At 40.6% G+C, this 24,513-nt stretch carries 16 protein-coding genes; 8 read left to right on the forward strand and 8 right to left on the reverse strand.

The features are described from left to right. The first annotated feature begins 75 nt into the window (after positions 1-75). Genes DS2_RS10855 through DS2_RS10865 form a run of 3 tightly spaced genes read left to right on the forward strand, consistent with a single transcriptional unit; the run spans position 76 to position 4,168 of the window. Positions 76-1,326, forward strand: a complete 1,251-nt coding sequence (locus tag DS2_RS10855; RefSeq protein ID WP_035014803.1) for a nucleoside hydrolase-like domain-containing protein — start codon at positions 76-78, stop codon at positions 1,324-1,326. A 14-nt stretch (positions 1,327-1,340) separates the two neighbouring features. After that, positions 1,341-3,113, forward strand: a complete 1,773-nt coding sequence (locus tag DS2_RS10860) for a hypothetical protein (protein WP_035014804.1) — start codon at positions 1,341-1,343, stop codon at positions 3,111-3,113. Positions 3,114-3,139: 26 nt separating this feature from the next. Next, on the forward strand, positions 3,140-4,168 hold the full coding sequence (locus tag DS2_RS10865; RefSeq protein WP_051479799.1) for a Kelch repeat-containing protein: 1,029 nt from the start codon (positions 3,140-3,142) through the stop codon (positions 4,166-4,168). On the opposite strand, the gene DS2_RS10870 is transcribed toward DS2_RS10865, so the two are convergent. The 3 genes from DS2_RS10870 to DS2_RS10880 all read right to left on the reverse strand — a co-directional run bounded on the left by DS2_RS10870 (position 4,155) and on the right by DS2_RS10880 (position 7,729). After that, positions 4,155-5,603 (reverse strand): FAD-dependent oxidoreductase, encoded by a 1,449-nt coding sequence (locus DS2_RS10870; RefSeq protein WP_035014805.1) that lies wholly within the window; start codon positions 5,601-5,603, stop codon positions 4,155-4,157. The genes DS2_RS10865 and DS2_RS10870 overlap by 14 nt on opposite strands. Before the next feature lie 152 nt (positions 5,604-5,755). Beyond that, positions 5,756-6,667 (reverse strand): hypothetical protein, encoded by a 912-nt coding sequence (locus DS2_RS10875; RefSeq protein WP_035014807.1) that lies wholly within the window; start codon positions 6,665-6,667, stop codon positions 5,756-5,758. Between the two features lie 99 nt (positions 6,668-6,766). Then, the gene (locus DS2_RS10880) at positions 6,767-7,729 is read right to left on the reverse strand and encodes a hypothetical protein (protein WP_035014808.1); all 963 of its coding nucleotides are present in this window, start codon (positions 7,727-7,729) and stop codon (positions 6,767-6,769) included. 380 nt (positions 7,730-8,109) lie between these two features. On the opposite strand from DS2_RS10880, the gene DS2_RS10885 reads away from it, so the two are divergent. Beyond that, complete coding sequence (locus DS2_RS10885) at positions 8,110-10,986, forward strand: TonB-dependent receptor (RefSeq protein WP_035014809.1); 2,877 nt, start codon at positions 8,110-8,112, stop codon at positions 10,984-10,986. A gap of 120 nt (positions 10,987-11,106) precedes the next feature. Here the strand turns inward: DS2_RS10885 and DS2_RS10890 are convergent, their stop codons facing one another. The 3 genes from DS2_RS10890 to DS2_RS10900 all read right to left on the reverse strand — a co-directional run bounded on the left by DS2_RS10890 (position 11,107) and on the right by DS2_RS10900 (position 17,728). Beyond that, a complete protein-coding gene (locus tag DS2_RS10890; protein ID WP_235188585.1) occupies positions 11,107-14,718 on the reverse strand; it encodes a glycosyl hydrolase in 3,612 nt (1,203 codons plus the stop codon). Between the two features lie 305 nt (positions 14,719-15,023). Further along, on the reverse strand, positions 15,024-16,598 hold the full coding sequence (locus DS2_RS10895; RefSeq protein ID WP_035014810.1) for a sulfatase family protein: 1,575 nt from the start codon (positions 16,596-16,598) through the stop codon (positions 15,024-15,026). 233 nt (positions 16,599-16,831) lie between these two features. Next, the gene (locus DS2_RS10900; protein ID WP_051479800.1) at positions 16,832-17,728 is read right to left on the reverse strand and encodes a 3-keto-disaccharide hydrolase; all 897 of its coding nucleotides are present in this window, start codon (positions 17,726-17,728) and stop codon (positions 16,832-16,834) included. A 205-nt stretch (positions 17,729-17,933) separates the two neighbouring features. Between DS2_RS10900 and DS2_RS10905 the strand changes: the two genes are divergently transcribed. Together DS2_RS10905 and ybaK are read left to right on the forward strand one after the other, a co-directional pair. Beyond that, a complete protein-coding gene (locus DS2_RS10905) occupies positions 17,934-18,635 on the forward strand; it encodes a hypothetical protein (protein ID WP_152537593.1) in 702 nt (233 codons plus the stop codon). A gap of 127 nt (positions 18,636-18,762) precedes the next feature. Beyond that, the gene (gene ybaK, locus DS2_RS10910; protein ID WP_035014812.1) at positions 18,763-19,236 is read left to right on the forward strand and encodes a Cys-tRNA(Pro) deacylase; all 474 of its coding nucleotides are present in this window, start codon (positions 18,763-18,765) and stop codon (positions 19,234-19,236) included. 132 nt (positions 19,237-19,368) lie between these two features. Here ybaK and DS2_RS20575 read toward each other — a convergent pair whose 3' ends face one another. Continuing rightward, on the reverse strand, positions 19,369-19,518 hold the full coding sequence (locus DS2_RS20575) for a hypothetical protein (protein ID WP_160168560.1): 150 nt from the start codon (positions 19,516-19,518) through the stop codon (positions 19,369-19,371). Then, on the reverse strand, positions 19,490-20,830 hold the full coding sequence (locus DS2_RS10915) for a sulfatase (protein ID WP_152537594.1): 1,341 nt from the start codon (positions 20,828-20,830) through the stop codon (positions 19,490-19,492). The genes DS2_RS20575 and DS2_RS10915 overlap by 29 nt, the downstream gene beginning before the upstream one ends. A gap of 429 nt (positions 20,831-21,259) precedes the next feature. On the opposite strand from DS2_RS10915, the gene DS2_RS10920 reads away from it, so the two are divergent. Together DS2_RS10920 and DS2_RS10925 are read left to right on the forward strand one after the other, a co-directional pair. Further along, positions 21,260-23,029 carry an SLC5 family protein gene (locus DS2_RS10920; RefSeq protein WP_051479802.1) on the forward strand — a complete coding sequence of 590 codons (1,770 nt, stop codon included), beginning with the start codon at positions 21,260-21,262 and terminating at the stop codon, positions 23,027-23,029. A gap of 17 nt (positions 23,030-23,046) precedes the next feature. Continuing rightward, positions 23,047-24,369 (forward strand): glycoside hydrolase family 27 protein, encoded by a 1,323-nt coding sequence (locus DS2_RS10925; RefSeq protein WP_035014813.1) that lies wholly within the window; start codon positions 23,047-23,049, stop codon positions 24,367-24,369. Positions 24,370-24,513: the final 144 nt, after the last annotated feature.

Below are 24,513 nucleotides of genomic sequence, written 5' to 3' on the forward strand. Positions count from 1 at the left end.
CAAGAATAGTTAGCCACAAAATATTGTGGCTAACTCACTCTAGCTTGTTGACGTAAATGTTAATTAGGTACCGCCATGAAACACACTTTTGTCTTATTAATTTTCACTTTATTTATCTCTATCACTAACACGGCGCTTGCGACAGAAAAACCAAATATTTGGGTGTTAACTGATTTCTCCGATCCAACCGACAGGCGTACAGGTGGGCATCCACAAAATGATCCTGACGATCAAGTGTCAATGGCAAGTTTATTACTCATGGCTGACCACTTTAACATTGCGGGTATTTCAATCGGTTCAACCGACAGAATTGGTTTGCGTAATCCTTTGCCGTTTTTTAACGACATGTTTGTCAAAGCTTATATACACGACATCAACAATATAAACGGCCGACACAGCTACCAAAAAAAGCTGCCTGTTTTTTGGTCTAGTTTAACTAGCAATGGCAAACCAATTCAATTTGATGCCAAAGATGACTACAAAAATATTCAGCAACTGACCACCATTAAAATGCTTGCTGACTATGCCAGTGAAAACTCAGTGTATGTGCTAAGTTGGGGCCCTATGACAGAAGCCGCTATCTTAGTTAAACATCTAATTACTACAGACAACCGACGCGCATTACAGAATCTACATATTATTTCACATTGGACCATGTCATTTATTGCTCAAGGCACGCCTAATGCACCATATAAAGTGGCGAATTGCACAGACGATCTGGACGCTTGCCACTATTTACATCAGCAAGCTGCTGCTCGTCACGATATTAAATTTACTGAATTAGGCTCAATCGGCCAAAGCGGTTTAGTTAATGGATCAATTAAAAACTTGCTACCAGAGAATTTAGAAAACAGTCAGCTAGCACAAATTTTTAATCGCGCAAAATTCTACTACGGTAAACCTGACCAAAGTGATGCGGCAACCATGTGGGTTTTAATTGATGAGTTCAATATTGGTTTAAATGACTTTCAACACAATGGAACATTAACTCAAGACAAAGAAAGCTATTACCAAAAACTGTTTTTACAAGAATCACCAAAGATGATGGACAAATTAATAGCTGCTAGTAAACGCCTAGCGGGTGAACAAATGGACACCAGTAAAATATCATCTGCGTTTACTTATGTTTACAAAAAACGTCAACACTACGAACTTTACGCGCCTTACGAGAACATGTACTACATAGTCAAAGATGAAAATGGCCAAATTGTGTTGGAAGGTTCAAGCAAACGAGGCAACCAAACACTAGAATTAGCGATAAAAGCAGAAAAGTCTTACAGCGTGACTGTACATTATAAAAATTGGCATAACCATTACTGGTTATAAACAAAGGTAAGTAAATGAGCATTCAAACATTGTTGAGCAAATTATTATTCGTAGCGCTATTGCTGACAGGTTGTAAAACCAATATAACCACAAATGCGGATAGCAGCAACACACAACAACCTTCTGCTCTGCAGGTTGAACATGTAGTTACCTATGCCTATCAAGATTTACCAGATGGGGTGCATTCAAGCAAGTTCAGTATTGATGTTGAAGGCCAATCTGTTGTTTTGTTGCAAACAACCCCACCGCCTGCAGAAATGGCAATTAACATTAAACCTGGTAGCCAAGACGGTGCAAAAAGTTATCGCCAAACCCAACGCAGCTTTAGTTGGGGACAATTTTCGTTCGACCCAACAAAAGGCCCAGTTAATGTACAAGTCAGTAAACTGGATGAAAATTCAGGTGATGTCCGGGACATTATCATCCGGCCAAAACAACTTTCAGGTATAGCATACAAAGTAGTAAATAAAGACCTAGCCAACAGAACAGTGCAATTACAAATCTTGCAATCTAATCGAAAACTTTCGGTTGAATTTGTTGATGATAGATACGCTGTTGAAAAAGACTTACCCTTAGATGCCCTACTCATTTTTGCTGACCAAGCAGAATATATGGATTATTCCGCACCACCTGCTAAAGAAGCGAGCGATACCTATGTGGTAAAAGCCAATGAGGGGTTCGACCCACAAAAAGCCGAACAAGCAACTGCCGTATATTTTGAAGCTGGCACACACAACTTAGGTTTATGGTGGGTACCTACAAAAGTTAAACATGTGTATTTAGCGGGGGGCGCTTATGTTATCGGCTCAATTAACAGTGATCATGCAGGTAAAAATGGACAAACGGGCTATACCCTGTCTGGCCGCGGTGTTATTTCAGGTGAAAAATTTGCGTGGCGTGCAGACACCCGAACTCAAGGACAAACTGTTTGTGTAGATAAAAATGGCTATTCAACTGGTTGCCCGAGCGATGGTGTAAAACCGGTTGATATCGACCAAAATGACTTTTTAGTTGAAGGTATCACCCTAGTTAATATTCCATTTTACGCTTTTAGTGTTAGGCCAGAATCGAGCTTTCCACGCTCTGAAGTTAAAGGCACAGTGCGTAATGTCAAACTAATGGGCATGTGGCGCTACAATAATGACGGTTTCGACTTGCCCGCAAATATTAAATTAAGCGACTGTTTTGTCGCCGCTATGGATGATGCATTTAAGGTATACCACAACAATTCAAGCGTAAAAGACTGTGTTGTGTGGCAAATGGACAATGGCGGTATATTTCAATTTGGTTGGTATCCTAAATCTGTCGATACAGCATTAATTGAAAACATCCATGTTATTCACACTGAATGGACAGGTTTAAATAAAAATAGAGGATTGGCCAATTTAACTGAACGTCCAAGTACAGACACGCGCTCTGGCACAATTAAAAACATCCACTTTAAAAACATCTATATGGAAGGACCCGTTTCACGTGTTTTTTATTTGAGAAACGAGTTTTATCCTAACCAATCTTATGCCAATTGGACCTTTGAAAACATACATGTTGAATCTATCCCGAGTTATCAAGAACTGGTTAACATCAAACAAAAATTTGGTGGCAATGGCCAATTGTCACCAGATTTATTGTTTAACGCAGTAGAAAGTTTGAGTAATACTGCATCAATTAAGGATATTATATTTAAAAATGTGTATATTGCAGGTGAAAAGATGACTCAAGCAAATGCGACAACAACAGGGCGATTTACCCTAACACTTCAAGAAGGTGAAACAGTCACATTTGAATAAAATATACATAAATATAAGGGGTAAAAATGTATTTAAACAAATGTTTGCTGGGCTGCTTAATTGCAGCCTTAGTGTTTGTCACTGCATGTAGTAACAAGAATTCAGCTGATACTGATAACGCGGCCAACATTCAAGCTGCACAAACAGGCTGGCAAATGGTACAAACTAAAAATGCCCCCCACCCTAGACATGAAGCGACCTTTATTGAATTTGATGGTAAATTTTACGCTTTAGGCGGCAGACGCATCCAAGCTGTTAGTATATTTGATCCAGCCACCAATAGCTGGTCGCAAGGGGCAAAACCGCCGTTAGAAATTCATCATTTTCAAGCCGCTATTTATAACAACAAAATAGTGATTGCTGGCGCTATGACCGGCCGTTACCCAAAAGAACAAGCGGTCGAAAACATCATATTTTATGATCCAAAATTAGATGAATGGCAACAAGGACCTGAGATACCAGCTGATAGACGCCGTGGTGGTGCGGGAGTTGTTATTAAAAACGATACTTTATATTTGTTGTCCGGCATACAAAATGGCCATTATGATGGCTGGGTGAAATGGGCTGACAGCTATAATTTTAAAACCAAAAAATGGACAATACTGCCAGATGCACCACGAGCGCGTGACCACTTTCAAGCCGCCGAAGTAAACAACAAAATTTATCTAGCTGGCGGGCGAAAAACCTCGCAAATAACTAAACAAGTATTCTCGTTAACGGTAGCTGAAGTTGATGTGTACGATCTAACAACCAACACCTGGTCAACCCTAGCGCAAAACTTGCCTACCCCACGCGCGGGCAATTCAACTATTAGTTTAAACGGCCATATTCTTGTATTGGGTGGCGAAACCAATCGACCAAAACCCGCCCACAATGAAGTTGAGGTGTACAACCCAACTAGCCAAACTTGGTACAACCTGCCTAATTTAAAAGAAGGTCGCCACGGTACAGGTGTTGTTTACTACAACAATGCGTTATGGACATGCTGTGGCTCAGGCGCTAGAGGCGGCAGCCCTGAGTTGTTAACAACAGAAAAGCTCGTTATAAAACATTAACCGCTAACTCTGCTGGGTAACCACGTGCCTTAGCATAAGCTAGGGCTAACTCTGTTACCTGTTTTTCCTGACAAGCCTGGGTAACTGGGAAGTGATGTTTATCTAGCCCCTCGCCGAGCTGATTTACATCTACCAATCCGCAATTTAATAGATCACGTAAAATTGCATCTGCTGCATTCAAAGCAGACGATGCTTTGACAATTTCTGCTCTAGCGTATCGTTTATGGCTAAAAGAAGCAGACATAGCGCGTAAGTCAGGATCTTCGCCCGGAATTTGTTGCGCGCCAAACATAGGTTTGCCATATACCTGCGCGGAAGAAAACTCTGGGATAAATTGGCTTATATGTTTAATTGCGCCTAAGGTGCGGGATTCTACCGTTGCCGGTGGCCATTGGTGATATATTTTGTCTAAAAATATTTGCGGCAGTTTAGGTTGTGCACTGCTGTTACTACTCGCAACCAAACCTTGTTCAAATAAAGTGATCTCTTTGGTCATACCATGCAGTTGAAAATAACCATTGTGGTAAGGCGTTAACTGCGCCATGCCTTGCGGGGTGCCACGTTCACCATAAAATAATACTTCTGGCCATAGGCCCTGACTCTGTGGCCAATGTGCAACATAGGCGGCTTTAAATTCAACCATGCGCTGCCTGTTAATCTTTATTAGGTCGTCTATTTCACCACTTTTAAAGCCGCAGGCATTAACCACATAATCAAAATCTAATTGCTCGGTTGCTTTTGTATGCTGATTTTCAATGGTTAATTGCCAACCGTCTGGCGCTACTCTTGGGGCTATGGCATTTACTTTACTGGCTAATTTGATATGGCAGCTGGCTAAATTTTGTTGAGCTAATTCGGCAATCGCCGCAATACGAAATGCCGACCAGCCATACTCTTGCACTAACACCAGCGGGAATTTTAATTTAGACATGTCAACATGTTTGGCAAAAGCAATTAGCCAGTCGCTGCGTTTTGTGATTTTTGTTGGCAACGGGCTATTGGCTAAAGCTTGTAATTGCGATTGTGAGTACAACTCAAAGTATTCATCTGGTTCGCCGAGTACTTCGTTGCTTGCATCTTCTTTGACTAATTGGCGATACCTTTCGCGCAGTTTACATAAACGCGGTAATAAATCTAATGGTTCGGTTTTTTCTGTTTTCGGTAAAGCTACGAGGGTTGCGCGCGCATTAATCGCTAACGGGAATACTTTCGCTGTTTCAATCGCTTGCTGTAGCAAAGTTAAACATTGTTCATCAGATATTTCCCGGTAAAAATTACCACCGGCATGCAAATGACAAAAAGGCGGGCCATTAACTAAGGTATCCCCCTGCTCAATTACTGTGGTATCTATTCCGAGTTCAGAAAAACGTAAAGCTATAGTGGCGCCAGCAACACCGCCGCCAATAACTGCAACTTTAGTCGAAGGTTGGTTCATTCTCGTGTGCGATCAGGTCTAAATCGGTTATTGTAATGGATCTCAACCTAGTCACCAACAGTTAAAGCTTATTATCAGACTATATGTCCTGAATAAAAGCTTAAGATTGGCTGACTACCAACCAGTAAAAATGAGTATATTTTGATTGTTGCTCACCATTGTTTTGAGATCGCTTTGGCTGTTTCGCGTATTTGGACGTCGTATTTCGGATCAGAAACAATATCGGTCACAACCAGTTTTATTTCACTTGAAATAGGCCCAATTTCATACAGCAAATTCAGTGTTTGCAGCATGATTGATTCATCGTTGCTTAATAAATGCTGTTCAATTCGCTCTTCTAAAATTTTCGATGGCTCAAATTTAGCCAATAATCGGGTCGATTCTACCGCTAAATCTGTATCATAAGGGGCTGCTGTGGCGGCAATTCGTAAACGAATTTGTTCGGCTGTTTGTTGATCAAAATTATGTGACGACAAACCGACAAATACTTGTGTTAGCACATTATCATTGTTTTCCATGTAGCTATGTTCGATAACTCGACGGATATTCTCACCCGCTGTTTGCGGCGATTCGGAATTGGCACTCGCTAGCAGCCTGTATCCGGCAATTCTAAATTCTCCATTGTTGCTTTTTAGCATTTCAAGCGCAACCTGCTCGCGATATTCATCACTAAATTGAAAAACCACATCAAGCAATAATCGTGTTTCAAAAGCATCGGCTTGTGCATACGCTTTAATAAAATCTATAAGTTGATGAGGGTTTTGTTGCAAGGCGAGTTTTAGCTCGTTACGACTGATATTACGCAGCGGTTTGTATAAAAGCAGCTGGCTTAAATCAGCTTGATGTGATTGTACTTGTGTTGGTGATTTCGTTGGCTCTTTTGTAGCATCAGACTTTATGACGGGGCTTGGTGTTAGCCTAGAGTTTTCAATGGTCTGATTATGGTTTGCAACTGTTTGATTGTTGGTGTTTGAGTTTAATACACATCCTTGCAGTAAATAGCCTATCCCTGCTGCCATAAGGCCGATGAACGACCATACAAATATATAGGTTATTTTTTGCATAAAGGTAATGTTCAGTCTGTTGCGTGATTAAGTCATTTGTGGGTAAAAACTGGCGGCAGTAAAACAAGCCTGCCACCAGTCACAGCTCTGGTTCAGCAATTAATTGCAATAAGTACCATTGGTGATATTGGCATTACTGGTTAATCTAAACTCAGTATTCGAATTGGTCGACGCCTTACACTGGCCGCCAAATAAATTTAACGTTGCGCCGGACACGGTTAAATTGGTATTTGATAAATGACCAAAGGTATATAGTTTTGAACGGCTTTTACCAGCAGCAACTGTATGGTTAAATGCACCTCGATAGTCAACCTTGCGCACATAGCCTGTTTGATTGGTACTCACCCAAGCAAATACCCCATGGCGATAACTAGAGTGGTTGTCTTTAACTGTATTTGACCCTTTTAAAATGAGCTTAGCATAGTCAAAACCACCCCAACCAAATTGGTACGGTGCACCAAACTCGTTATGGGTGATATGCACGTTTTCAACTGTCATTTCTGTACGGTAAACCTTGATGCTGTCGTCAAAGGTATCAATATTTGAATAACGAATAGACGACCCAACGCCACCACCAAAACCATCTGTTGTATGGTGATGGTGCACATCACTATTGGCGGCAATTCGTGTATATAAATTAACGTTGTCCACTAACATCAAGGTGTTGTCAGTGTCACCCAATATATGAAATTTTTCAGGGTTACGGCTGGTTAAATTTGAAATTGAAACTGTGCAGTTACAGTCAGCATAAATGGTACTCAATTTTTTACCCGCTGTACCTTTGGCATCTTCTTGCGATTCGCCCCATAAACCATTTGGCGCAAGAATTGACGTCGACCTATTGTTGCCTCGAATAACCACATCATTTGTGCGGCCTTTAAGAATATGGATATTAGCTTGAATGGTTTTATTTTCAGGAATAACAATTTCATCGTAATCGTTGTTGTCGTCTATCACTATAGTGCCTGTTTGATTCGACAATGTGAGTGTGCCACCCGCATTCGCCAAAGTTGACATAGTTAATAAACCAGTTAGTGCTGTGTATTTTGTAATCTTATTCATAATTGCCTCTGTGTGTGAGTATAAACCTATCATTCCAAAACTTGGTGATTAAAGGTAATTATATAATACATTTAAACTTGGATGGCGCAATAGGAAATTAAACATATTAGATAACTAATAGACACCAAATGTTAACAAATGTCGCCTTTATCCTTGTTTTTTGGGGCTTATACCGATAAAAATTTTCTTTTAAACTAAAATATCGAAACAAAAGTAAAATATTTCTCATTCCAAATATTTACATTTGACATACAAATAAGCGCTAAGCTAAGGTTAAAAACGTTTTACTCCAGCGTTTGATCACCGACGTATGAGCGCTTGCTCAATGGGTGAACTGTAAGGAATAAAATATATACTACAATAATACAAACGGAGCTTTTATGTTTAAACAAACTCAATTGACCACACTGATAAGAACCACACTACTCTCTAGCCTAGTTGTTTACCCAGCAGTTAATACCAGCGCGATAGCGCAAGAGCAACAAACTGACGAAACCGAAGTTATTAGCGTTACAGGTATTCGCAATTCGCTTAAAGAATCAGCTTTTATCAAACGAAATGCGACCCAAGTTGTTGATGCAATCACTGCAGAAGACATAGGTAAATTACCTGACAACAATATCGCAGAAGCTTTGCAACGAGTCACAGGATTACAGATTGGCCGTGACGCAGGTGGCGAAGGTGCGGGCTTTCAAGTGCGAGGCTTAAGCCAAAATCGCGTTGAAGTAAATGGCCGTAGTTTAATTTCAAATAATTCCGACAATCGTAATAACTCGTTTACCGGTATTTCGTCGGCGTTGTTTGCTGGTGTAGAAGTCATTAAATCACCCTCTGCATCAGATACTGAAGGCGCATTAGGTGCAACAGTAAGGTTAAAAACTCGCAAACCATTTGATACCAACCCTGGCACAGTTTCAGTCACTGCAAAGTTAGCATACGACGCACTGCGTAAAGACGAAGTAGATCCAGAATTAAGCTTATTCGCCAGCAATACTTGGGATTCTAGCTTAGGTGACTTTGGCGCACTTATTAATGTTTCGTACCAAGACTATAACCAAAGAACTGAACAGGTAGCTAACAATGGGTGGCGCAAACTTAATGCCGCTAGTTATACCAATGGTGGAGTCAATTCGGCAAACCCAGGTTATCCAGTGTGGGTACCTCGTACCAATAGATTTCAACGCTTTGACTACGACAGGCAAAAGGTGGGGGTAGATGCATCTTTTCAATTTGCGCCAAACACAGAGTTAGAATTTTTTGTAGATACCACCTTTATCCAATTCGATTCGCAACAGTCACAACCAAAAGTTGTAGTTGACCTAAAGGGTGGCTTTTTGGGGTTTGACTATCAAGCCGATGATTTAGTGACTGTGACTCATAAAGACGGTGCACAACAAGGCTTTTTAACCGCGGCTAACGTTGTTTCAGAGACCAAAAGTGATGACCCTGAATTTGGCCAAGGTGGTTGGGTTAAATACAACCCGACAAATGTTTTAGGAGAAGAGCAGCAATACGCGTTTGCATTCGGTGGGACATATACAAAGGATGACTATATAATTTCATTGCAAGCACAAACATCGCGCGCCACTAACGATGTAGGAAACATCAATACAAATTTCTTGCTAGCCAAGTCAGAACAAGTTTTACAACAAGTAAATTATGACTTTTCTGGAAAATCGTTACCTCAAGTCGATATTATGCTTCCTAATGATCGCAGTGGGGCAAATAGAGAAGGGTTTTACATGACCAATGTTTGGGCGCGAAATACTGATAAAGAAACAGGTGAAGATAGTTTAAAAATTGATCTTGAGTACACCTTAGATCAGGGAATTTTTACCAGTTTTGAGACAGGTTTACGTCTAGCCAATAGAACAGCAAACCGCAGAGAGTTTCAGTTGGCAGATGTAAATAATTACTTGTCAGACTTAGACCCAAGCGACCCTAACTATGATGACACTACGATTGGTCAAAGTATGAACGTTTTATTAGATGATTTACCAAGCCAAGTGCAAAACATGATAGTGGTCAGCGACGGTGAATATATGTCTGGTGAAGCTGGTTCAATTCCGCGTAAATGGCTAACACTCAATCATATGTCAACTGATGAGTTCAAAGCAATGGCTGATACTGTTCTAGCCTTAGACGATGATCCTGCTTACTCTGGCCCCGTATCTGCTTTTAACGAGATGCCAACTTCATGGTTTGATATTGAAGAAAAAACCACTGCCGTATATGCACAACAGAACTTCGAAGGAGATGATTTTCGTGGGAACTTTGGTGTGCGCTACGTAAAAACAGATGCAACTGTAGCAGCCAACCAAAATGGTGAACCTAAATCTGAAAGCTCGGATTATTCAGACTTTTTACCCAGCTTTAACATTAACTATGATTTAACCGACACCATGAATTTACGATTTGCTGCAGCTAAAGTGATGTCTCGGCCAAACCCAATTGATTTATCACCCGCATTAAACCTTGCTGGCAATAGCCAAAGTGCTTCAATTGGCAACCCCAACCTATCGCCTTTTAAAGCCACACAATACGACTTAAGCTACGAATGGTATATCTCAGATACCAGTGCATTTACCGCTGCTATCTTTTATAAAGATGTCGCTTCGTTTTTTAAAACGGGTACACGCAATGAAATTATCGACGAAACACTAGATCGTAATTCCGATGGTTGTACGGTAGAGTTAGCTAATCAAGGTACAGATCCCAACTGTAATATCGCTAAAGCGCAAGAAGATGAAGTTGTATTGAGATTCAAGGAAAATGGTGAATCTGGCACCATTCAAGGGTTAGAACTGAGTTGGCAACAAGATTTCAGTGAACTATTATCTGCGCCATTTAATGGGTTTGGTTATGTACTCAACTATACCTACACAGATAGTGAACAGCCAGGGCAAAACTTTAACCAAGTGACTGGGGCGGAATTACCACTACCTCAACTGTCTGAAAATAGCTATAACGCGATAGTTTATTATGAGAAAGATGGTTTAGGTGTACGATTTGCCTATAACTACCGAGATGAACGTTTGTTGTCTAATAGCCAGGGTGGTTTAGCGAAATATGCTGATGCCTTTGATCAATTGGACTTATCAATTGATTATGCGATTGATGACAATATTAACTTGTTTTTCAGCGGTAGTAATATCCTAGACAGTGAAGTGTATCAATACGTTGGCATTACCGATGCAACCTTTATGTATCGCAAAACAGGACCACGTTATACCTTAGGTTTACGTGCTAAGTTTTAAGTATTAGTTGGGTCTCAAGTTTAAGCAGCAGCTTTATTGCTGCTGCATCTTACTAGCATAAATAGACCACAAGATTTATTTAGATCTATGGGTGATTGACAGTTCGCCCAAATGCTTTCGCTATAGTTTCAACGTGATTTTTCGAATTGGTTGGAGTAACACTGGACCAATCAACCCTGAAGCTTGCAGTTCAGTATCTTTGCTGATTTTACTTTCAAAAGTAATCTCCGTTTCAAAGACTTTCGGCTGTTTTTGATCAGGGAATTGTTTCGGGTATTTTAAGTCACCGACCATACGATTAACCCAAGTGGTTGCCACATCCACTTTAAGTTTATTATTGCCTGCAACTAAATAGTCAGTGACATCAACTTGTAGCGGTCTACTCCAAATTTCACCTAAATTGTAGCCGTTAATGGTTACACGCGCCACTACTCCTACTTGACCTAAGTGTAAAATCCAACGTTGATCGTTACGAAGCATATCCGCAGACATGTTAAACTGGTTTTGATAACTTATTGAGCCTGAGTAGTGTTTTAATGCCAGTGGTTTCAACTCGGTTAATGAAACTAACTTATCTAGTGTTAATGAGGTTGCAACATCTCGGTTTTGTTCGAAAGTCAACTGCCACGGTGTATTTAGTGCTAATGGTGATGGTAGATCAGTTAGCTCAACGTTTTGTGTTTGGCCATTAGTTAACTGCACTTGGTAGTCGCCGTTTTGAGGCACATCAATTAAGACCTCACCGGTATTATCAATAGCCGTTGGCAACCAGATATCTTTATCTTGCTTTGAAATTTCTTTGATTGCTTTTGGCTGAATCGCTGCATTCACGGATTTTTCAAAAACGACAAAAGTTGACTGCAAACCTTGTAAGGTTATCGGCGCAACTAAACGGTCATTTTCAATACTGTACTGGCCGATGGTTCTGACATTACCTGTAACCGCATCCCAAGCTTGTGGTTGTCCAAGTTTGTTTGGTGATGAACTTTGCAACCTGAAGCTTGGTTTAATATCAACCACAGCTTCTGATTGGTTGGCAATAAAATAAATTTCGTGCGTATCACTGCTGCGATGGCTCCAGATCACCTCTTCTGGCAAACCAGCAAGATCAGCCGGTTGCTTCAGCTTGTTCATGACCTGTGTTAAGTCAACGTTCTCGGCAGAATCAAAGAATACCATACCTTTGCCATATTGGCCTTGAGTAACAGTTTTGCCATCAATTTGTTGCCACAACTCATTCGCTAGTTGCTGAACTTGTTGATCAGCTTGCGGGTAGTTTTGCAAACTGGGTGACTGCGTTGGTTTAGGGCCATAAATAGCGCCACCATCCGCCACTAATTGTTTTATTTTTGCTAATACTGCTGGACGCATAGTGGAGAAATCAGGCAAAACCAATAGTTTAAAGCGAGCACCGCTCGACAAGACGAATTGACCATCGTCAACACTCAAGCCATGTAAAATTATTTCAGCGTTGATAAAGTCATAAGAATAACCACTAGGTAACGCAGGTTTAATTTCACCAGTCATTGTTGGCGCGTTTTCGCCAATGAAGTACATAATATCAGCAACGTAAGTGCCTTGTTGCATCATATAATTACTGCGTTTTACGTAGTCTAACCAACCGCCCATATAGTCAAACCAAGTGTTGTGGCGATTAAATTCAGAGCCAAACCAAGCGTTGACCCCTGGTTTTTTATCTTCATATCCTTGCTGAATATACACATGTAATAAGGTGTGGTTGATACCCTCAACAAATGACCAATCACCGCGCTTTTTAAAGTTCCAAAAATGGTTTTTAAAGGCATCACTACGACCCGCGGTGAAAGACTCCGACATCACGGTTTTGTGGCCATAAATATGTGCCGCTGAAGATGCAGCTTTTAATTCTATCGCGCCCAAGTTACCGGAAGCCCAAAACTCACCACTAACAATATCGGCTTGACCACCGTATTGTAAAAACTCACCCGGAAAGCCCCAGTGACCGTAGTTTTCCAGCCACAATTTTAAACCATGCTGGTGCGCACGTTCACGAATACCCGCAGTGTATTCATAGGATACCCGGTCGGCAACCATACGGCGCATATCCCATAAAAAGCGCTCACTTTGCTCAGCACTATTAACAATACGGCCAGTATACACAGGTAAAAACTGCATCGGATCGTAGCCAAATTGTTGCTGAAAACGCTCAGCAAAACCGTCGGTCCAGTTTTGTGCACCTCGCTCGTAGCTATCGATAACAATATATTTAAGCGCGCTGCGCTCTTCTGGTTTTAAACGATCGTAGATATCACCGACATAAGCATCAAAATGTGCTTGAGCAATTTCTTTGCTCAGTTTATCAATTTCCGGTCCACGGGTCGCTTTGGTCGTCGGGCCATTGGTCGTGCCTGTGGTACGCATAAAATAGTGCACAACCGTCCAGTCACCTGCTGGCGCTTGCCAATTGAGCTTACCTTCATCAACAAATTCTGTAATGTCTAACACTTGTTCGGCATTGAGTGCGAGGCTCGCTTGATCTTCTGGTGTTGGCGCATCCCACTGATAACTATCGTGTTTTGGCTGAGGGTTAGGGAATACTTTACCGAGTTTTTTCTCTACATAACGTTCTAATTTGTAGCCACTGGTTAATACCAGTTCTTTGATGCCAGGGATTGGATTACTGTTTCTGCTTTTACGGCCAATAACTAATGAATTTAAGGTCAGGCGAAATTCACTGGCTGCTACTTTTGGAAAATTGATGACAATTGGCGCATCATGCTCAGGACCAATCGACGCCATGTTTCGTGGACGTTGCAAGTCAAAAGATCTAATTGTTTCAAACTCACCTTGAGCATTTTTAAATGACAAGGTAGCTTTTGCCGAATGAGTATCATTAGGATAAATTTCTAAACTGCGCGCAGTTAATATTTCATCATGAACAAAATCGATGTTTAACTTGCTGCCTTTGTTTTTTAGCACTGATGCTGGAAAGTAATAGACAGACTGATGATCACCATCAAGTAGACCTTCAATATTTGCTTCTACGTGTTTTTCACTGTTAATCAAAGCCGTTGCGCTAACTTTAGTTTGATTATTGTTAAGGCGAATTAGTTCACCGGCAGGCGTTTTAAAGGCTATGACTTTTACATCTTCAGCGTAGCCTTCGGGCTTATTCAAAGAAAGGTTAGTGTTTTGACCACCAACTAAGTGATATTCGCGGTTATCTAAATAACGCATCGACTGATGCATCTCAACCCAAGGGCCACCAGATTGGCTCCAACCAGGTGAGTTAAATAGACCAATATCTATGTTGTACTCGGGGGCTTTTTTGATTGCAAAAAGCAAAACATCCCACCATTCATCTGTAAAAGGTTTGAGCTTGCCATAGCCACCAATACTTGGCTGTAGGTGAATGATGCCGATAAGCGCAGTACTAATGCCTTGCTCCTGCATTTTTTTAAGGTCGTTTTCAACTCCTTCTTTAGAGATATGGTCATTGATCCAATACCAATATACCCAAGGTTTGACGGCATCGGGTGGAGCTTTAAAGTTAGCTTTTAGTTCATCAGCAGGTGCGTGATAAAACGACTCTGGCATTGGGCTAACGGGTTTGTGTAGTTTTTTACTAGGCTCACTGCAGCCAGTTAATAACAAGCTAACTAGTATCGCTGATAAATAACCTATTGGGGTGTTTTTTATTGCCTCAGAAAATCTGTTCATTAATATCTGTGCTGTTGTTCGCACGAATTTCATTGCTTGCTCCTAAGCGCTATTTGCCACGAGTAATATGTTGTTATTGCCAATTAATAAAAGGCAAATCTATTCAAAGTTGATACCCCAAAATTTGTAAATAGCTGACAATGCAATGCCATATTCGCTTAATAATGCTGATAAATATGAGTAGCGAACTCTACAAAAAATGGAGTTATCAAACCTTTAAAAACGTATCTAGCGGCAGCTCGAAAATAGTGAACATAAATAAAATCTACTCATTTTATTTACTTTTTTATACCGCCGAGCGCAAAGTAACCAAAGCGCTACGTGCGAATTCCTAGACGCTACTGTTTCCGAGCAGTACGCGCTTTTTCCTTAGCCAATAGTTGCGCTAATTCAGCTACTTTTTCTGGCATTCTTGCTGCTAAATCTATTTGCTCAGATGGATCTTTGGTTAGGTTATATAACTGAGCGGTTGGTTTGGCGCCAATATCTATATTTTTTCGCTCTTTAATTGCCGCTTTTCTTTTCATCCGATTTTCATTGGCTGGCGTAATATATTTCCATGACCCCATGCGTAATGCTAAGCCAACTGATTGTTGAATAATAAAGTCTCGACCAGGCTCTTGCGCGTTAAACCAAGCATCTGTCAGTACTTGGCTGTCAATCGCCTCTTGATTCTCTAAAGGGATATTAAGGTAATTTGCTAAAGATGCGTAAATATCGACTTGCGTCATTAAAGCATCACTTACCCCAGGCTTAACTCTATTTGGGTAATGGATAATAGTTGGTACCCGAGTACCCGCTTCATGAGCGCTATATTTTCCACCTTTATAAATGCCGTTTGGCTTATGTTCGCCAAGTAACTCTTCAGCTTGATCTTCATAACCATCATTGAGTACTGCACCATTATCGCTGGTGAATAGAATAATAGTGTTATCCAATAAGTTATATTTTTTTAACTGATTGACAATTTGCCCGGTTATCCAATCCATTTGCACAATGGCGTCACCGCGTGGTCCCATGTCTGTTTGTCCTTGAAACATCTTATGCGGTAAACGCGGCACATGAATATCATGAAACGGGAAAAACAAGAAAAAAGGTTGTTCTTTATTAGCGGTTATAAAGTCATTGGCTTTGTCAGTAAACACTTGATAAAAGTCTTCATCTATCCACTCAGCGCTCTTACCGCAGGCCATCCAACCCATACGGCTGATGCCATTAACAATGGTTTTATTGTGACCCTCATCAGGGGTTTGCCGCACTAATTCTGGGTTTTCATAACCTGTGGGGCGATTACCTATTTTGTGTTTGTAGTTAACGTACAAAGGATCATCTTGAGATAAGTTAACCACATGATGATTTTCTAGGTAAACACTCGGAACACGATCTCCCGTTGCTGGCAACAAAAAGCTATAATCAAAACCAATTTCCAATGGCCCTGGTTTTACCGCTTTATTCCAATCAACAAAACCATCGCCCAAACCCAAATGCCACTTACCGACAACGGCGGTTTTGTAACCGACTTTTTTCAACATTTTTGGCAACGTTGGCTGATTTACATCTATCAGTAATGGCGCGTCCCCAGGCAAAATTCGCGCCCGTTTGTTTCTAAACGCTTGCTCACCAGTCAGTAGTGAATAGCGTGAAGGCGTACAGGTTGCAGCAGATGAATGGGCATCGGTAAAGCGGATTCCGTTGTGCGCTAACGCATCAACATTAGGCGTTTTGACGGCTGTGGCACCGTATGCGCCTAAATCACCATAACCCAAATCATCAACATAAAATATGACAATGTTTGGTTTGTCGCTTGTTTGCATGGCCTCTTCTTTGGCTTGCTCCTGACTGCTACAACTGGGCAGTAACAATAAGATAGAAGAGATGATTCCGATATCAATGATAGATTTTATGAAACGCATAAGCTTTATCCTTTATTGACAGCTAAGGACCTACATACAAACCAAAGCAAAAGAAATTTAGGGTCTAGTAGAAAAAGACTAGAACAGGGCCAATTGATACCCCCTGTTTGCTAAATCTACAAAAATTACCTAAATGGTCTTTTCCGGGCCATGCTCTTTAGCATTAGCTAGGTGTTTGAGATCTTCTAGCCTGTCCATCATCATTTCGGTTAACAGATAGGTTAAGTCCTTATTCAATTAATCCGACGAATTTGCGCTTCAACTTCGGCAGGAAATTCTGTTGCGCTGCGTATTTTCATATTCCGATAATAAATTTCAGCGGCTTCAGACTGAAATTGAATTTGCCCTTTGGTTAATGGCTCACCCGTTTTAGTTTGTAGGTTTTCAACAAACATCACCACTTCACCATTTACAATATGTACAGCTTCATCACCTATCGCGTATAACTCAACTGTATTCCAGTTGCCAAACGGTGCATCGTTTTCAATATAAGCATTGGTGTAACGTGCACCTGTTATTATATTGTCGCTGTTTGGGTCGTAATAATACAAACCATTGTCACGTTTGTCTGGTTTTGCGTCTTTTTCAACTAGGTAACCACGGTACTGGCCTCTTGGGCCTTTTAAGCCTAAATAATCACCTATGTCGCTTTCTTGAATTTGATATTCAAGGCAGGCTTTCCAGGTATTCCAAAATACCCCATGTTCACCTGTGCAATGATACAAAAGTCCACTATCACGTTTTGCAGTTAACCTTGGCTCCCAGCGTTGCATGCCCCACTTAAACTGAAATTTTAGATGATAATTTCCATAGTGCTTTAGCGTATTAATGCCTGCATACACTTGCCCTGTTACTTTGATAACGGGTTGGCCATCTTCTTCAATAACAGTAAAAATGTTGAGTGGATCGTTATTTAAACCCAGCGGTGTGCCTTTAGTTACGTCATCACTTTGAAATGTGCCTTTTGGTAAGCCTTTAACCGTTGAGTGCGGCACCCCACCCCAAAATTCGAATTGAGATAAATTTTTATCAATTAAATCATGCCAATTGTTTTGTTGATTTGCGTGAGTTGGCAAAATGAAAATTGCCGAACAGAGTGTGAACAGTTTGAGTGCTTGATGTTTAGACATGTATTTGTCCTTAGTTTTTGTTGTAGGTTTAAAGATTTTCTTGGTCTATAAAGATAAGGTTAGTTCCCTGAAAATTGATAGCACCATTTGTGCCTAAAACTTGAGCATTTGATTTAATGTTTGTGAATTGATACTTGATTATCTAATATTTAAAGGTCGTTTTTGTTGTGAGGTATGCGAGTTGTTGTTAGTTAAGCGCGTTATCATGTCGTTTGTTTTATTAGTTTGCGCGTTTAGCAATACTGTTACTTTTGCAAACAATAACACAATAGTATTTTCATGCAGTTTAAACCCTGAATCTGAATTTAGCCGAGCACTAAACAGCATTTATACTCAAGCGTTTATTGCCTTAGGCTACTCATTTGAAATGCGTTATTTTAAGTCGGCCACCCGTGCGTTAGAAGAAGCACAAAAAGGTAACACTGACGGCGAATGTGCTAGAGTTGGTGGTTTCCCTGAGCGATTTGACTATAACAATCTATACAAATTAAATGCGGTTGTCCGTACCAGTGATTTTGCCGCATGGACATACAACCCAACAATCACATTTTCTGATGTCGAATCACTTAAACAAAGCAATTATAAAGTTGGTTTTCAAAACGGCTCGTTAATAGCTCAAGAATTTGCAGAATTACACCAGTTATCAAATTTGCATATTGCCGCAAATTTTAGGAGTACGCTAAAAATGTTAGAAGCAGAACGCATCCATGTATTTATTTCAGGCTCAGATATGGTGTTAGAGCAAGCTCATCAGATAGTGGCAAAACCGATTCACAAAATAACCCGTTTTTATCAATTTAACTCCTACCCTTATTTACACAAAAAACACGCTCAGCTAATTCCACGGCTAGAGCTGCACCTGAATGAGCTATTGCCAGAAGGCGGAATAACTACCGCAGCATTTTAACTTATAGAGATGAAAGCGCAGTAGTTCAAAAGTGGAATTCCATTAGTAAACAAAGCTAGCGCGGCTTGAGGATTCAACTGATAACTTGTAAGCTCAGTGCATTAATTTATTTACGATTCAAATTAACATGACACCTGCAATTAACCTTGCCAAAAAAGCCAAAATTAGCCACACAATTCATGAATACCTGCATGATGCTGCTAGCGAATCATATGGCCTTGAAGCTGCTGAAAAGCTTGGCGTTAACCCAGCGCAGGTGTTTAAAACTTTGGTTGTGAGTTTAGACAACAAAACACTCGCGGTAGCGGTTGTGCCAGTTGCGTCTATGTTAAGCATGAAGCTTATTGCACAAGCCGCTGGTGCAAAAAAAGCGGCTATGGCTGATAAAAACGATGTTGCTCGTTCAACGGGTTATGTTATGGGCGGTGTTAGCCCGCTAGGGCAAAAAAAGCGCTTAAAAACTGTAATAGATTCATCCGCGCAAAATTTTGCCACTATGTTTGTCAGTGCAGGCCGCCGCGGTTTGGAAATTGAACTTGCAGCGGATGATTTAAAACAACTCACCAATGCCTGTTTTGCCAACATTTGTGCTGAAAGCTAACCACCGGGTCGGTATTCAGCCTGTGGTATTTTCACTTCTGGCAACCATTTAGATAACTTTTCAACTATCGGTGAATACTCATCCTTGCTAATCAAATTATTGTATTCGTTTAATTTTCATATCTTGCTCTGGTTATTGGTAATGCCATTTATAAACCCAAGGATCTTTGGTTTCTGTTTGATAACTTTGTAATTGGGCCATTAAGCGATTCTTAATGGTTTGGAAGTCTGGATGATCAGCTAAATTGATATGTTCACCATAGTTTGGCGAATCTTCCCGCATGTCGTACAGGTCTAAATAAATAGTCTTTAAAATTGCGCTTACCGAAGTTGACTAATTTGCGTTCAATTGCACCTTGCCAAGTGCTGGCTATTTGTAAATCCGACGCAAACGGATATTGCAAACCATGGGCAATATTCCATATCAATTTAAAGTCGCGATTGCGTACCACTCGCATTGGGTAGTACATAGTAATTTCATGAAACGTATGTGAGGCGTATATAACATCACGGCCATGGTTTTTGTTTGGCTCATTTAACACGGGCACAAATGATGTACCGTTAAAATCAGACTTTTTAAAAGGTACCTGTGCTAGCTCTAAAATGGTTGGGGTAATATCAACCCAACTGACCATAGCTTGTGTTTTGTTTATCTTTTGTTCAGTTACAGCTTTGTGCGCTTTTGCCGTTTTTACCACTAACGGCAAACGAATACCTGGTTCGTAAACTGTGGTTTTAGCGCCTGGCATAGCTGTGCCATTGTCTGACAAATAGATAATCACTGTATTGTCGTATTGGCCTGCGGCTTTTAATAAACGCACTAGTTCGCCCATAGTGTCATCCACACGAGAGACCGACTGATAATATTCGGCTAGCTCGCGGCGCGTTTCAGGAATGTCGGGTAAATAATCTGGTACTTCAACATCTTCTGCTTGATAATCTAAGCGTTCTAGCGCTAAACCTTTATCGTCAGGTTTATTGCCAAACGTATTGTCACCTAAACTGTTTTTAGCGTGATCTCTGTGTGGGTCGTTAGTTGCTAAATACAAAAAGAAAGGCTCATCCGACTTTGCAAAAATAAGCGGCTCAGCCGCTTTGGCCATGCCAACAGAATTGCGCGAGCCGTCCGCACTTTGGCCAACTACTTTTAAATATTGGTCAAATTTATACGTTGCCCGCGGGCCTATGTGAAATTTACCTACTTGGGCTGTGCGATAGCCAGCTTGTGACAAACGTACAGGTAAAGATTTTACATGGTCAAAAGTTGCAAAGTGATGATAAGAATGTTCGTGACCATATTGTCCGTTGGCATGGTTTTGTAAACCCGTTAATAAAACCGAGCGGCTGGCACTGCAACTGGCAGATGTGCCATAAGCATGATTAAACAAAATGCCTTCTTTGGCGAGTTGGTCTAAATGAGGTGTGCGAATGCTGTTATTACCATATGCGCCAAAAGCTTCGCGACCATGATCATCCGCGACCATCAATACAATATTTGGTTGTTTAGCATTAGCGCTGCCTAACGGTATACTCAGTATAAAAGTAAGCCAAAAAAACAGCAGTTGGCAGCCGCGAATATTTGTTTTATTCATCATCTTCCCTTCACTGAAAAGCCAGTAAATTATTTTGTTTAAATTTTGTAACACTTAAACAAAACAAGTAATGATAAATTGCGCCTGTATAACGACCTTTTATTCTGACCCGTGGTCACATTTGGTTTTACTGGTATTAACATTCCCCGTTTCATTTCATTATTCAATACTAATCAACTGTTTTAATTTACTTTTATTGTTTTTCTAGCAAGTGATTTAAGCGAACTGTTAATTTTAAATTTTTTGAGTTCCCTCGCCTTTTATTAATCTGATACCTGACACATTTTGTAAACATTTTGTCAAAAAGGAGACAAAGGGTCACGGATTAGGATGGAATATTATAATACAATTAACCATCAGTTAAAGAACTCTCGTTTGGTCAGTTACCAAATTGGATATTAATTAAAGCAAATAGATTAAACAGGTGAATTTGTGACAGAAAGTATTGCACTACAACCTATGGATTGGTTTTCGTTTATTGCTTATTTTGCGTTGCTCAGTGTAGTTGGTTACCTAGCTGGCCGACGCAGCAAAACCCAAGCAGAAGAAAACTCAGAAGACTATTTTTTAGCAGGCCGCAGCTTACCTTGGTATGTAGTGGGTGCTTCATATATTGCGGCGAACATTAGTACCGAACATTTTATTGGTTTGGTCGGCGCTGCATTTATATATGGTATTTCAGTCGCAACCGGTGAATGGAGCACAGTAATAGCCTTCACCTTTATGATTTGGATTTTTATTCCATTTTTATTCTCAGCCAAAGTATTTACCGCACCTGAATTTTTAGAGCGACGCTTTAACACAGGAATGCGGGTATTTTTTGCGATAGTGACTGTTATCGCCAATATCTTCGCCTTTTTAGCGCCTGTTATATACGGCGGTGGTTTAGCGCTAGATGCTATTTTAGATTTTAATGCTGTAATGGGTTGGCAGGCTGATTCAGCAAACGGTTTATATTTATCCATAGCATTAATTGGTTTTGCTGCAGGTATTTGGGCAATTTGGGGCGGCTTAAAATCGGTCGCTTGGATGGATTTACTCACCATTATCGTAATGGTTATCGGCGGTTTATCCGTTACTATTTATGGTTTATCTGCACTTGGCCACGGCGACATCTTTACTGGCTTCTCAACTATGGTTGAGCGCAACACGGCTGAAACAGGTGTGTGGCAGCAAGCAGTTGCACATATGAGCCAAGAAGCAGTCGGTACAGATGATTATCAGCGCTTATCAGTCATTCAACCTTTATCTCATCAATTAGTGCCTTGGTCACATTGGGTGCTCAGCTTCTTCTATATTGGTTTGTGGTACACAGTTATCAATCAGTTTTTAATTCAACGTGTATTCGCAGCAAAAAATGTTTATCACGCACGTATGGGGATTACCTTTGCTGCTTATTTAAAACTCTTGTTGCCGTTTATTGTGGTTATTCCTGGTCTTATTTATTTTGCAATGCGCCCAGATATTATTTTAGCGGGCGATAGCATTAACGATGTGCGCCAAGCCGCCGACCAAACTTATATAACACTAATTGTTGAAGTGATCCCTTACGGTTTACAAGGTTTGTTAATGGCTGCGCTGTTTGGTGCAATTCAATCGACTGTGAGCGCAGTACTGACTTCAACATCTGCGGTCATTACCATGGACTTCTACAAACGTTTTATCAACCAACAGGCCAAAGAGCATGACTTGGTGGTATTAGGTCGCTTGATCACATTTATTATCTTAATTGGCTCAATTGCACTGGGTATTTGGATAAGCACGCAAAAAGTCAGTTTATTTGCCTACATTCAAGAATTATTCACCTTCTTCGCACCACCTTTCTCAGCAGTATTCCTTCTGGGTACCTTCTGGAAACGTGTTGGTGGTCAAGCTGCGTTAATTACCGTTTCTGTCGGTTTTATTTTTGGTATCGCAGTTAAATTATTGGTTAATTCAGGCAATGCACCAGACATCCTAGCGCCGTATGCCAACCAAGGTATTTTGAACTGGATGTTATGTATGTTGCTGTGTACAGGCCTTGCGTTTGTTACCGCCAAACCGCGTCCAGAACAAGTTACTGACGATCTAACCTTTAACTTTAACAGCATGAACTTTAATGAAGGTTTAGGCGAGAAGTGGTATCAGCACGTTGGTTTATGGTCGGGTTTATCAATTTTCTTAATGGTGGGCTTCATCATTCTATTTTCCGTAATCTTATAAGTTGAGAGAAAACAGTTATGAGTTATTTTAATTCACACCTTGCGCAAACTCCGCCAATGGGTTGGAACAGTTGGGACTGCTACAGCGTAAGCATTAATGAGCAAGAGCTAAAAGCAAACGCAGATTTTATCGCTAAACATTTAAAACAATTTGGATGGGAATACGTTGTATTAGATTTAGGTTGGTATGCGGTAGGTGCAACCCACAGTACGTACAAACAGCCAGATATTCCAGTAGTAATTGACGAGTTTGGCCGTTTTATTCCATGCCCAGAAAAATTTCCATCTTCTAAAGGTGGGCAAGGTTTAAAACCAATTGCTGATTACATTCATAGCCTAGGATTAAAATTTGGCATTCATATAATGCGTGGTATGCCGTTGCAATCCGTTAAACAAAAAACACCAGTTAAAGGCACCAATGTAACGGCTGATCAAATTACCTACGAGCGCGAAGCCTGCCCTTGGTTTAACAGTTTACGCACGCTTAACTTTGCAAAACCTGAAGCACAAGCGTACTACGATTCAATTTTTGAGTTGTACTCAGCTTGGGGTGTTGATTACATAAAAGCGGACGACGTAAATAGTTGGCACGAAGTGACCAATAGCGACGGCTCGCCTACAGGTAATGGTTCACCCTACCGTATTGACGATATTGAAGGCATCAGCAAAGCGATTAAAAACTGTGGTCGAGAAATGGTTTTAAGTTTATCGCCAGGTGGCCCAGAAACCACTTTAATTAATCACTTACGTAGCAACTCAAACTTGTGGCGTATTTCAGCTGATTTTTGGGACGAATGGGGCTCGCTTAAAAAACAAATGGAACGTTGCGCAACTTGGGCTGAGTTTGCCACGGCAGGCCATTGGCCTGATGCCGATATGCTGCCAATTGGTTATATGCCACGCGGTGAATCAGGTGGGCAACAGCGTAAATCAAACTTTACCAGTGCCGAGCTTCACAGCTTAATTTCACTTTGGTGTATGGCACGCTCACCTTTAATGATAGGTGCTGATTTACCATCAACTGACGCTGAAACCATTAAATTGCTCACCAATCAAGCGGTTATTGATATCAACCAACATTCACATAGCAACAAGCTAGTAAAGAGCGACAATGGTGTAGATATTTGGTTTGCCAAAAGCAGCAAAACCACCAGCGACTATGTTGCTTTTTTCAATAAAAACGATCAAGAAGTTAGCTATCAATTTGATTTAGCTGAGTTGAATATCAATACAACAGGCATTCAAGAGTTGTGGCAACGTTACGAAGTAACTGTATCAGGCTCCAAAGTGAGTTTTAGCATAGCGCCGCACGATGTTGTGTTAATTGCATGTCATGCGTAAACATTAAAATTTAATAAAAAACCGTCATTGCGAGTTTGGTTGCCAGACTCGCAAAAATAAAAAATAACAAAAAAACAATAACGAATAAGGGAAATATGGCCTCATAAAATAATGAGTTATATTAATACAAAAGTTTCCAATCAA

Source organism: Catenovulum agarivorans DS-2, from assembly GCF_000568405.1.
Lineage (GTDB): Bacteria > Pseudomonadota > Gammaproteobacteria > Enterobacterales > Alteromonadaceae > Catenovulum > Catenovulum agarivorans_A.